The sequence below is a fragment of the Psychromarinibacter sp. S121 genome, assembly GCF_049801035.1.
GTDB lineage: Bacteria > Pseudomonadota > Alphaproteobacteria > Rhodobacterales > Rhodobacteraceae > Psychromarinibacter.
On record NZ_JBNAGE010000001.1, the window covers coordinates 890363 to 902094 of the forward strand.

Sequence of the window (11732 nt, forward strand, 5' to 3'; positions counted from 1 at the left end):
TTCGGACCGGGGACCGCTTTACCGGGTGATCCGTTCCACCTCGATCAGCCCCAACTGCCGCGCCGCGGCCAGCGACAGGACCGAACTGTTCAGCCCCTGCGGCTTTTGGAACGCGCGGATCGCGGCGCGGGTGCCGGTGTTCATCACGCCCTCTGCCGCGCCGTCATACAGCCCGCGCGCCGCCAGCGCCCGCTGGACCGAGGCGACGAACTCGGGCGTCATCTGGTCGGGGCAAAGGCTTTCGAACCACAGCGCCTCGCGCTCTTCGACGATCTCCTGCACCACTTCGGTGCGCACCGAGGCCGGCGAGACGACGTTGCCGTCCGCGTCCAGCACCGCGGGCACCTCGACGTGATGGGTCACGGTCTCGATCACGGCGGGGGTCTCGTCCTTGCCGTGGCAGGTCTCCGGGTTGCTGCCCGGAGGTCCCTCGCCGCGCAGGCGGATGGGTGCGGGCTCGTCGATACGGGTGACTTCGGGCAGGCCGTCGCCGCTGCCGCAGGCCGTCAGCAGGCCAAGCGCCATCGCAAGCGTCACCGCTGCGTGTCTGTTTCCGATCACTGCTCGCGCCTCTCCGGGCTGTTCTTCGGGACAGAGAATAGCCCGTTTGTGGCAAAGGCGAAAGCCTCAGGGCGCGCCGTCGTTGCGGGCGGGCTCGTGCTGCAACAGGCTGTCGAGCATATGGGACAGGTCTTCGATCTCTTCGGCCACGATATGCACCACGCCCGCCTCGCGCTGGACCCGGCCGGTGACCTTCAGCAGCCGCCCCGCGATCACCGCGCGGCGGAAGCGTTCGTAGATCTTCTTCCAGACCACAACGTTGGACACGCCGGTTTCGTCCTCCAGCGTGACGAAGATCACCCCCTTCGCGGTGCCCGGCCGCTGCCGCACCAGCACCAGCCCCGCCACCGCCACCCGCGCGCCGCCGGGCACGCGGTCCAGCCACCCGTGCGGGCAGCACGAGGGCGGGCGGGGCCAGTCGTCGGGTACGGCATGCGAGTCGGTCATGAGAACAAATATAGAACAAATGCCGTGCCGGGCCAAGCGTCTCGGCCGGTTCAGTCCGCCGCTGCGGGGCCCTTGCGCCGGACCGGCCAGACCTCCAGCACGCCCGCCAGCAGCACCAGCGCGCCGCCCGCCAGTTCCAGTCCGCGCAGGTGCTCGTCCGCCAGCACCGCGGCGGACAGGGTGCCGACCAGCACCTCGGACATCAGCAGGATGCCGACGCGGGCCGGGTCCAGCCGCACCGTCGCCCACATCAACGCCGCGATGGACAGCGCCCACCAGATGCCGCCGGTGGCGATGACGATGCCCAGCAACCTGCCGGCGTGGCGGGCCAGCCCCTCGGTCGGCAGCGGGGCTAGGGCAGGGGCCAGCAGGCCCGCCGCGACCATTGCGCCCAACGCGAAGACAAAAGCCGCCTCGGGCGGGCGCAGGTCGGACCGGGACCGGATACCGGTGGTCGAGACCGACCACAGCAGCCCGGCGATCAGCGACATCCACTCGCCCGCGCTGCGCGGGATCGGGGCGGTGCCACCGGCGCTCAGCATCACCGCCAGCCCCATAAGCCCCGCGACAATCGCCACGATCCGCATCCGGGGCGTGTGCCAGCCCATCACGTAACGGCCGATCAGCGTGCTCCAGACCGGGGTCAGGAAATACAGCAATATCACGATGGCGACCCGTCCGTACACGAAGGCGACCGAGTACAGCGCGAAGGCGGCCCCGCCAAGCGCGATCGAGGCCAGCGCGACGCCGCCCGCGCGCCGCAGCGCGCGCCACCGCACAACCGCAACCGGCGACAGCAGCAAACCCGCCGCCGCGGCGATGGCCAGCGTTCCCCACGCCCCGGTCAGCCCCATGCCGGACACGGCGCGCACCGGGATCCAGTAGAACCCCCAGAACGCGCCGGTGGCGAAGACGATGGCCGTCGCAAGCAGGGTGGTGCGGTCGCTGGTCATGCTCTGGCGCTTAGCCGATGGCGGCGGCTCCGGCAATCGCGGGCCCGCGCCGTCCTGCAAGCGCCGCGCAAGCTGCCGGACCGCCGTCAATTTCGGCAACCGCGAAGCAAATGAATTTCACCCAGTGAAAATTAAGTTCCCGCCCAGAAAGCCGCTGGCAAATCGCCCCGGAAGGTCTTATTTCGCGGGGGACGCAAGTACGACACGCGAAAGGCAGACGATGGCGCGGATCACCTATATCGAACACGACGGCACCGAGCACACCGTGGACGTGCCCACCGGGCTGACCGTGATGGAAGGCGCGCGGGACAACAACATTCCCGGCATCGAGGCCGATTGCGGCGGCGCCTGCGCCTGTTCGACCTGCCACGTCTACGTCCATCCCGACTGGGTCGGCAAACTTCCCGGCAAGGAAGCGATGGAAGAGGACATGCTCGATTTCGCGTTCGAGCCGAACCCCGAGCGCTCGCGCCTGACCTGCCAGGTCAAGGTGACGGACGAGCTGGACGGCCTCATCGTTCAGATGCCCGAAAAGCAGATCTGATGCGCCGGGCCGCGCTGGCTCTGGTCCTTGCGCTTGCGGTTGTCGGAGCTTCCGAAACCGCCGCCTGCGATCAGCCTGCGTGGCTGGACAGCGACTTTCCCGGCAGCATGACCGAGGACCGCGATACACGCGGTCCCGTTCGCCGCGCGTGGTTCGCCGATGCGGTGGGCCGCTACGGTCACGGCATCCTTGGCCGCACCCGCGAGCCCGAGACGCTGTGGGTCGATGCGGACGGCAACCATGGCCTTTGCGGCCATGCCGTGACGCTCGACGCCGCGCATGTGTTCGAGGACATCGCGCCCCGTCTGGCGGATCTCGACGGCGACGGCGTGAAAGAGGTGATCGTGGTCCGGACCCACGTGGGGCAGGGCGCGCAGCTTGCGGTCTACCGCTGGACCGGCAGCGACCTCGTGCTGGACGCGGCCACCCCTTACATCGGCCAGACGCACCGCTGGCTGGCGCCGTTGGGCGCGGCGGATCTCGACGGCGACGGGGCGATGGAACTGGCCTATGTCGACCGCCCGCATCTGGCGAAGATCCTGCGCGTCTGGCGTTATGCGCCGGGCAAACTGACCGAGGTGGCGGCGGTGTCCGGCCTGTCGAACCACCGGATCGGCGAGGATCACATCTCGGGCGGCATCCGCGACTGCGGCGACGGTCCCGAGATGATCACGGCCAGCGGCGACTGGTCCGCGCTTGTGGCGACACGGCTGGAGGGCGGCGCGCTGACCGCCCGGACCCTCGGGCGCTATGCACCCGACGCCATGGCGGCGGCGATGGCCTGCCGCTGAGGCGGCGTCAGTCCAGCGCGCGCCAGCCGATATCGCGGCGGCAGAACCCGTCCGGCCAGTCGATCTTGTCGACCATCGCATAGGCACGGTCCCGTGCCTCGGCCAGCGTCGCGCCGCGCGCGGTAACGTTCAGCACCCGCCCGCCGGTGGCGACGATCCCGCCGTCTTTCTCGGCGGTGCCGGCATGGAACACCATGTTGAAGCTGTCCTCGGGCAGCGCGTCCAGCCCCTTGATCGGCGTGCCTTTTTCGTAACTGCCGGGATAGCCGTTCGCAGCCATCACCACCGTCATCGCGTAGTCGTCGGCCCAGTTTGCCAGCGCTTCGCCCAGCCGTCCCTCGGCGCAGGCGTGCATCAGGTCCAGCGCCTGCGCGCCCAGCCGCAGCATCAGCACCTGACATTCCGGGTCGCCGAAGCGGACGTTGTATTCCACCAGCCGGGGCGCGCCGTCCTTGATCATCAGGCCCACGTACAGCACGCCCTGATAGGGGGTGCCGCGCCGGGCCATCTCGGCCACGGTGGGCTTCACGATCTCGTCCAGCGCGCGCTGCGCCACCGCGTCCGACAGCACCGGTGCGGGAGAATAGGCGCCCATGCCACCGGTATTGGGGCCGGTGTCGCCGTCGCCGACGCGCTTGTGGTCCTGAGCGGTGCCGACGGGCAGGACGTTCTCGCCGTCGCACAGCACGAAATAGGACGCTTCCTCGCCGTCCATGAATTCCTCGATCACCACCTCGGCGCCGGCCGCGCCGAAAGCGCCGCCGAACATCTCGTCGATGGCGTCCAGCGCCTCGGCCTCGGTCATCGCGACGATGACGCCCTTGCCGGCGGCCAGCCCGTCGGCCTTGACGACGATGGGCGCGCCCTGTTCGCGGATATAGGCCTTGGCGGGTTCGGCTTCGGTGAACCGGGCCCAGCCGGCGGTCGGCGCACCGCAGGCGTCGCAGATTTCCTTGGTGAACCGCTTCGAGGCCTCCAGTTCGGCCGCCGCCTTCGACGGACCGAACACAAGGTAGCCCGCCGCGCGCAGGTCGTCCGCCACTCCGGCGGCCAGCGGCGCCTCGGGGCCGACGATCACGAAGTCGATAGAGTTGGCCTGCGCGAAGTCCACCACCGCGCCGCCGTCGAGGATGTCGAGCGCGGCGCATTCCGCGATGTCGGCGATCCCGGCATTGCCCGGCGCGACGATCAGCCGGTCGCATTTCGGGTTCTGCATCGCTGCCCAGGCAAGGCTGTGCTCGCGCCCGCCGCCACCGAGAATGAGGATGTTCATACTGCCGCCCCTTGCTGCCGCCCATGCTGCCGTGGCGGCTCAATAGGCGGACCGGCGCTTGGTGACAAGGTGATGGAACAACGCCCCGGGGCGTCTCGTTGGGATGGCAACACAGCAAGACAGGAGGATAGATCATGTCCACGCTGACCGGAAAGAAGATCGCCATTCTGGCAACCGACGGCTTCGAGCAGTCGGAACTTGAAGTGCCCCACGCCAAGCTGCGCGAGGAAGGGGCCGAAATCGACATCATCTCGCTGAAACCGGGCGAGATCACCGGCTGGGATACCGACAACTGGGGCCGCGCCGTCAAGGTCGACCGCACGCTGTCGGAAACGCTTGCCGCCAACTACGACGCGCTGGTTCTGCCCGGCGGTCAGATCAACCCCGACCTGCTGCGGGTCGAGGAAAGCGCGCTGAACTTCATCCGCGCCTTCCACGACGACGGCAAGGTCATCGCCGCGATCTGCCACGCGCCGTGGCTGCTGATCGAGGCGGGCATCGCGCGGGGCCGCGAGATGACCTCGTACCCCTCGGTGCGCACCGACGTCGAGAACGCGGGCGCCCGCTGGACCGATGCCGAGGTCGTGGCCGACAACGGTATCGTCACCAGCCGCAACCCCGGCGACCTTGACGCGTTCTGCGCCAAGATCGTCGAAGAGGTGACCGAGGGTCGGCACATCCGCGAGGCGGCCTGACCTTCCCCTTCGCCATCGGATCGGGCATGGTCCGCCCATGTCCGATCTGATCGACGATCCCGTCCCGGGCGAGAACGCCCACGAGTACACCGTCTCGGAAATCTCCGGGGCGGTGAAACGTGTTCTGGAAGGCGAATTCGGCCGCGTCCGGGTCAAGGGCGAGGTGGGCCGCGTCTTCGTCGCCCGCTCGGGGCACCTGTATTTCGACATCAAGGACGACCGCAGCGTGCTGGCCTCGGTCGCATGGAAAGGGCAGGTCGCGCGCCTGACCGTGAAGCCCGAGGAAGGCATGGAAGTGGTCGCGACCGGCCGGCTGACCACCTTCGGGTCGCAGTCCAAGTATCAGCTTACAGTGGAAGAAATCCGCCCGGCCGGCGTCGGCGCGCTGATGGCGATGCTGGAGAAGCGCAAGAAGGCGCTGGCCGCCGAGGGGCTGTTCGACGACGCGCGCAAGCGTCCGCTGCCGTACCTGCCCGAAGTGATCGGCGTGGTGACCTCGCCCTCGGGCGCGGTGATCCGCGACATCCTGCACCGCCTGCGTGACCGCTTTCCGCGCAAGGTGCTGATCTGGCCCGTCGCCGTGCAGGGCGACCGCTGCGCCCCCGAGGTCGCGCGCGCCATCGAAGGCTTCAACCGCCTGACCCCCGGCGGCGCGCTGCCGCGTCCCGACCTGCTGATCGTCGCGCGGGGCGGCGGCTCGATCGAGGACCTGTGGGGCTTCAACGAGGAAATCGTCGCCCGCGCCGCCGCCGCGTCCGAGATCCCGCTGATCTCGGCGGTGGGACACGAGACCGATACGACGCTGATCGACTATGTCTCGGACCGCCGCGCGCCGACGCCGACCGCCGCCGCCGAGATCGCGGTGCCGGTGCGGATGGAATTGCAGGCGTGGCTGTCACAGCAAGAGGCGCGTCTGGACCGGGCCATGGCCGAGGCCGTCGCCCGCCGCCGCCAGCGTCTGGCCGACGTCAGCCGCGCGCTGCCGCGGCCCGAGGCGCTGGTGGGGCAGGCGCGGCAGCGGCTGGACTATGCCACCGCCGGGCTGCCCCGCGCGCTGACCGCGCTGGTCGAACGCCGCCGGGGCCGCCTGAACGAGGCGGCGGTGCACCTGCGCCCCGCCGTGCTGCGCCGCTCGGTCGCGCAACGGAAGGCCGACACCGACCGGCTTGCCGCGCGGCTGGGCCCCGCGCTGGACCGGCTGCGGCGTGACAAGGACCGCGGCTATCGCACTGTCGCGGCGCGGCTGCGTGGCTCGGTGCTGGACCGCGACCTTGCCCGCCAAAACGACCTGTTCACCCGCACCGTGCGGCGCCTGTCCGCGGCAGGCAGCGCGCAGGTGGCGGGCTGGGCCGCCCGGTTGGAGGCGCTGGAACGGCTGCGGCAAAGCCTTGGCTACCGCGAGACCCTGAAACGCGGCTACGCAGTGGTGCGCGGCGAGGCGGGCGTGGTCACCCGCAAGGCCGAGGCCGAGGCGGCGTCGGGTCTTGAGATCGAGTTCGCCGACGGACGTCTGGCGATCGGCGGCGGAGGGAAGCCGGCGAAGCGCAAAGGACCCGAGGAGAAGCCGGAACAGGGGTCGCTGTTCTGATCGGGCGGCTGGAATAGGGGTCCGCCCGCTGTAGGGCGGGCAGCGCTGGTCTATTTACGTCACGAAGAGGGGGCGCTGCCCCCGTCGCTGCGCGACTCCCCCGAGGTATTTGGAAAGAGTAGAAGCAAGCGGGGGCGTCGTGCCCTTCAGAAGAACGCCTGCAGTCCGGTCTGTGCGCGGCCGAGGATCAGGGCGTGGACGTCGTGGGTGCCTTCGTAGGTGTTCACCGTTTCCAGGTTCACCATGTGGCGCATCACCTGGAATTCCTCCGAGATGCCGTTGCCGCCGTGCATGTCCCGCGCCATCCGCGCGATGTCGAGCGCCTTGCCGCAGTTGTTGCGTTTCATCAGCGAGATCATCTCGGGCGCGGCGCGGCCTTCCTCCATCAGGCGGCCCACCCGCAGCGAGCCCTGCAGGCCCAGCGTGATCTCGGTCTGCATGTCGGCGAGCTTTTTCTGAAACAGCTGCGTCTGCGCGATCGGGCGGTCGAACTGCTTGCGGTCGAGGCCGTATTGCCGCGCCGCGTGCCAGCAGAACTCGGCGGCGCCCAGAACGCCCCACGAGATGCCGTAGCGCGCGCGGTTCAGACAGCCGAACGGGCCTTTCAGCCCTTCGACGTTGGGCAGCAGCGCGTCCTCGGAGATCGCGACGTCCTTCATCACGATCTCGCCGGTGACGCTGGCCCGCAGCGACAGCTTGCCGCCGATCTTCGGAGCAGAGAGGCCGTCCATGCCCTTCTCCAGCACGAATCCGCGGATCTTGCCGCCATGCGCCTCGGACTTGGCCCAGACCACGAAGACATCCGCGACCGGTGCGTTCGAGATCCACATCTTCGCGCCGTTCAGCACGTAGCCGTCGGCGGTCTTCTTCGCGACGGTCTTCATCCCGGCGGGGTCTGACCCCGCATCGGGCTCGGTCAGGCCGAAGCAGCCGATCAGCGCGCCGCTGGCGAGGCCGGGGAGGTATTTCTGCCGCTGCTCTTCGGAGCCGTAGGCATATATCGGGTACATCACGAGGCTGGACTGCACCGACATCATCGAGCGATAGCCGCTGTCGACCCGCTCGATCTCGCGCCCGATCAGGCCGTAGGTCACGTAGCCCGCGCCAAGCCCGCCGTATTCCTCGGGGATGGTGACGCCCAGCAGACCGGCCTCGCCCATCAGGCGGAAGATCCGGGGCTCTACCGTTTCCTCGCGGTAGGCGTCGACGACGCGGGGCTGAAGTTCGGACTGGGCGAAGGCGCGGGCAGCGTCGCGCAGCATGCGCTCGTCCTCGGTCAGCTGGTCTTCCAGCAGGAAGGGATCCTCCCAGTCGAAGCGGCTCATGTCCGGGGCGTCCTTGGCGGAAATCGGCGCGGCGACGTTCATGTCTCTCTCCCTTGCGTGCTTGGCTATGGTGATACGCCAGCGGCGGGGCGGGGGCAATCGCAGCCGCTAGCGGCCCAGCCAGCGCGCGGCAAGCGGCGCAAGCGTCACCACCACGGCGACCCGCGTCAGGTGATGGGTGATCACAAAGGCGAGGTCGGCGCCCGAGACAAGCGCGACCACGACCATTTCCCCCTGACCGCCGGGCAGGAACGACAGCATCACGTCCAGCGCGGGGGCGTCGGTGACCCACAGCACCGCCTCGATGAACACAAGGCTGATCACCGCCAACATCAGCGAGAACGCAAGCCCCGCGCCCACGTCCACCCGGATCTCGCGCCCGGTGATCCCGGTGTAGTTCGCGCCGACGCTGAGGCCGATGAAGAACTGCGCCGCCCAGATCAGTTCGGCGGGCGGGCGGTGCTGGATCACGCCGCTGAGCGACAGCGCGGCGGTCAGCAGCATCGGGCCGATGATCGAGGCGCCGAACAGCTTGATGCGCTCGGCGATCTTCCACCCGGCCAGACCGGCGGCGATCATCAGCACGATCTCGTAGGCGGGCAGTTCATTCGCGTGGATGCCCGGCGGCGCGGTGAGGTCCAGATCGTACCACAGGGTCAGCAGGAACGGCGCGACGGTGACGATCACCAGCACCCGCGTCGCATGCACCAGCGACATGGCGCGCACGTCGCCGCCCGCTTCCTGCCCGAAGATCAGCATGTCCTGCAACCCGCCCGGCATCGCCGAGTAGAAGGCGGTCGGGTGGTCGAACTTCATCACCTTGCGGAAGAACGGATAGCCGATGCCGCCGATCACGAGGATGAACACCGGGATCATCGCCAGCGTTGGCGCATAGCCCGGCAGCTCTCGTACCAGTTCCGGGGTGATCGAAGCGCCGATGGCCACGCCCAGAAGCGTCCGCATCGCGACGCCCAGCGTGCCCATGCCCTGAAGCTGCAAGCCCCCCAGCGCCGCCAGCAGGCAGCCCAGCATCGGGCCCAGCAGAAGCGGCAGCGGCAGGCCCAGCACCACGAAGACCACCGCGCCGAGGGCGGCGATGACCAGAGTGCGGAGACGGGCGGGGGTAAGCGCGGACATGGCCCCTCGTAAGCCACGGATTTCGCGCGGGGACAAGACGCCCTTGACCCTTGCCCGCCCGCGTGTCCCCATGGGGCTCCGCGAGGACTTCACGGGCGAGAGGAGGCGCATGTGACGGATCAGGTGGAGGGGATCGAAGCGGTCCAGGCGCTGCTGGCCGGACAGGGCTATGTCTGCGGGCGGCCGCTGGCCACGGTGGTGTTCCTTGCGCTGCGGCTGGGGCGTCCCCTGTTTCTCGAGGGCGAGGCGGGCGTCGGCAAGACCGAGATCGCCAAGGCGCTGGCCGCCGCGCTGGGGCGGCGGCTGATCCGGCTGCAATGCTACGAGGGGCTGGATGCATCCTCGGCCGTCTACGAATGGAACTTCGCAGCGCAGATGGTGGCGATCCGCGCGGCAGAGGCGGGCGGCGGCATGGACCGCGACATGCTGCAGGACGAGCTGTTTTCCGACGAATTCCTGATCGAACGCCCGCTGTTGCAGGCGATGCGGCCACAGGCGGGCGGGGCTCCGGTGTTGCTCATCGACGAGTTGGACCGCACCGACGAACCCTTCGAGGCCTTCCTGCTGGAAGCGCTGTCCGACTTTCAGGTGACGATCCCGGAACTTGGCACCGTGAAGGCTCCGGAGCCGCCGATTGTCGTGTTGACCTCGAACCGCACGCGCGAGGTGCATGACGCGCTGAAGCGGCGCTGCCTGTATCACTGGGTCGACTATCCCACCTTCGACCGCGAGATCGAGATCCTGAGCGCACGCGCCCCCGAGGCCGCCGAGGCGCTGAGCCGCGAGGTGGTGGCCTTCGTGCAGCGGCTGCGCACCGAGGACCTGTTCAAGAAGCCCGGCGTGGCAGAGACGATCGACTGGGCGAAATGCCTGCTGGCGCTGGACGTGATCGCGCTGTCGCCCGAGGTGATCGCGGATACCATCGGCGCGATCCTGAAGTATCAGGACGACATCCAGCGCATTCAGGGCGGCGAGGCGAAGCGGCTGCTGGACGAGGTGCGCGCGGGGCTGGCGCCGGCCTGATGACCTGTCTGGTCCGATCCGGTCAGGGGGGCTGAATGGCGGAACAGATCCCTCTCGATATCCCCGAAGACGGCAAGCTGACGCACAACATCGTCTGGTTCGCCCGCGCGCTGCGCAAGGCGGGGCTGCCGGTGGGGCCTGGACGGACGCTGGACGCGATCCGCGCGGTCGAGGCCGCGGGGTTCACCGAGCGCGCCGATTTCTTCTGGACGCTGCACGCCTGTTTCGTGTCGCGCCCCGAGCATCGGGCGGTTTTCGCGCAGGTGTTCCGGCTGTACTGGCGCGATCCCCGCTACATGGAACACATGATGGCGATGATGCTTCCGGCAATCCGCGGGGTGCAGGAAGACCGGGGCGCCAAGGCCGCCGAACGCCGCGCGGCAGAGGCGCTGCTGGACGGGGTCGACCGCGATCTGCCGGACCAGCCCGAGGGCGAGGGCGGCGACGACGAGATCCGGATCGACGCTTCGCAGACGGCCTCTGGCGAGGAACGGCTGCGGACGCTGGATTTCGAGCAGATGACCACCGCCGAGATGGCCGAGGCGAAGCGGATGCTGGCGCGGATGACGCTGCCGGTGAACCCGATCCGGTCGCGCCGCACCGTGGCCGATCCGCGCGGCACCCGCGCCGACTGGCGCGCAACGATGCGCGCGGCTTTGAAGAACGGCGGAGAGGTGCATGACTTTGCACGGAAAAACCGTCGCCTGCGCTGGCCGAACCTTGTCGTGCTTTGCGACATCTCCGGGTCGATGTCGCAATATTCCCGCGCCGCGCTGCACTTTCTGCACGCGGTGTCGAACCACAAGGGCGCGGGCTGGGCCAGGGTTCACGCCTTCACCTTCGGCACGCGCCTGACGAACATCACCCGCCACCTTGCCACCCGAGACGTCGACGCCGCGCTCGCCGCCGCCGGGGCCGAGGCACAGGACTGGGAAGGGGGCACGCGGATCGGCGACTGCCTGCACGACTTCAACCGCGACTGGGGCCGCCGTGTGCTGGGGCAGGGTGCGGTGGTGCTGGTCATCACCGACGGGCTGGAACGCGGCGACCCGGACCGCCTTTCGCGCGAGATGGAGCGGCTGCATTTGTCCGCCCGCCGCGTCATCTGGCTGAACCCCTTGCTGCGCTGGGAGGGCTTCGCGCCCCGTGCTCAGGGGATACGGGCGATGCTGCCCCATGTGGATAGTTTCCGGGCTGGACACAATATTGCATCTTTGCAGGGACTTGCCACGGCATTGGCGGATTCCCGCGATGCCGGAGAGAAAACACGCGCCATTTCGCTGCTCTCCGCAGGGTGAGCGCTGTGTTTGGAACCGTTCCGATCAGCGCCGCGTTGGGGCGCCAACGGGGCGGAGTACCTTAACAGGACCCCGCAATGCGCCGTCCCCGTCTCAA

General features: G+C 69.0%; 12 protein-coding genes. 6 read left to right on the forward strand and 6 right to left on the reverse strand.

The features are described from left to right. Window positions 1-18: 18 nt before the first annotated feature. From ACP156_RS04375 to ACP156_RS04385, 3 genes are all read right to left on the reverse strand, one after another. Window positions 19-561: a peptidoglycan-binding domain-containing protein gene (locus tag ACP156_RS04375; protein WP_425050078.1), complete on the reverse strand. Its 543-nt coding sequence runs from the start codon at window positions 559-561 to the stop codon at window positions 19-21. Window positions 562-627: 66 nt separating this feature from the next. After that, window positions 628-1008 carry an OB-fold nucleic acid binding domain-containing protein gene (locus ACP156_RS04380; protein ID WP_425050079.1) on the reverse strand — a complete coding sequence of 127 codons (381 nt, stop codon included), beginning with the start codon at window positions 1006-1008 and terminating at the stop codon, window positions 628-630. A gap of 50 nt (window positions 1009-1058) precedes the next feature. Beyond that, complete coding sequence (locus tag ACP156_RS04385) at window positions 1059-1961, reverse strand: DMT family transporter (protein ID WP_425050080.1); 903 nt, start codon at window positions 1959-1961, stop codon at window positions 1059-1061. Between the two features lie 220 nt (window positions 1962-2181). Between ACP156_RS04385 and ACP156_RS04390 the strand changes: the two genes are divergently transcribed. Together ACP156_RS04390 and ACP156_RS04395 are read left to right on the forward strand one after the other, a co-directional pair. After that, window positions 2182-2505, forward strand: a complete 324-nt coding sequence (locus ACP156_RS04390) for a 2Fe-2S iron-sulfur cluster-binding protein (protein WP_425050081.1) — start codon at window positions 2182-2184, stop codon at window positions 2503-2505. Then, complete coding sequence (locus ACP156_RS04395) at window positions 2505-3296, forward strand: FG-GAP repeat domain-containing protein (RefSeq protein WP_425050082.1); 792 nt, start codon at window positions 2505-2507, stop codon at window positions 3294-3296. Before ACP156_RS04390 ends, ACP156_RS04395 begins: the two co-directional genes overlap by 1 nt. A 7-nt stretch (window positions 3297-3303) precedes the next feature. Here the strand turns inward: ACP156_RS04395 and purD are convergent, their stop codons facing one another. Then, window positions 3304-4569, reverse strand: coding sequence for a phosphoribosylamine--glycine ligase (gene purD, locus ACP156_RS04400; RefSeq protein ID WP_425050083.1), 1266 nt, complete (start codon window positions 4567-4569; stop codon window positions 3304-3306). Between the two features lie 134 nt (window positions 4570-4703). Between purD and ACP156_RS04405 the strand changes: the two genes are divergently transcribed. Both ACP156_RS04405 and xseA read left to right on the forward strand, forming a co-directional pair. Further along, window positions 4704-5264 (forward strand): type 1 glutamine amidotransferase domain-containing protein, encoded by a 561-nt coding sequence (locus tag ACP156_RS04405; RefSeq protein WP_425050084.1) that lies wholly within the window; start codon window positions 4704-4706, stop codon window positions 5262-5264. Between the two features lie 37 nt (window positions 5265-5301). After that, window positions 5302-6852 carry an exodeoxyribonuclease VII large subunit gene (gene xseA, locus ACP156_RS04410; protein WP_425050085.1) on the forward strand — a complete coding sequence of 517 codons (1551 nt, stop codon included), beginning with the start codon at window positions 5302-5304 and terminating at the stop codon, window positions 6850-6852. Between the two features lie 146 nt (window positions 6853-6998). Here xseA and ACP156_RS04415 read toward each other — a convergent pair whose 3' ends face one another. Continuing rightward, window positions 6999-8219: an acyl-CoA dehydrogenase gene (locus tag ACP156_RS04415; protein ID WP_425050086.1), complete on the reverse strand. Its 1221-nt coding sequence runs from the start codon at window positions 8217-8219 to the stop codon at window positions 6999-7001. Window positions 8220-8285: 66 nt separating this feature from the next. Continuing rightward, window positions 8286-9314, reverse strand: coding sequence for an AbrB family transcriptional regulator (locus tag ACP156_RS04420; RefSeq protein WP_425050087.1), 1029 nt, complete (start codon window positions 9312-9314; stop codon window positions 8286-8288). A 111-nt stretch (window positions 9315-9425) separates the two neighbouring features. Here ACP156_RS04420 and ACP156_RS04425 point away from each other — a divergent pair, with 111 nt between their 5' ends. Further along, entirely contained in the window at window positions 9426-10337 is a 912-nt protein-coding gene (locus ACP156_RS04425) for an AAA family ATPase (protein WP_425050088.1), read from the forward strand. Between the two features lie 35 nt (window positions 10338-10372). After that, the gene (locus tag ACP156_RS04430; protein WP_425050089.1) at window positions 10373-11635 is read left to right on the forward strand and encodes a vWA domain-containing protein; all 1263 of its coding nucleotides are present in this window, start codon (window positions 10373-10375) and stop codon (window positions 11633-11635) included. Window positions 11636-11732: the final 97 nt, after the last annotated feature.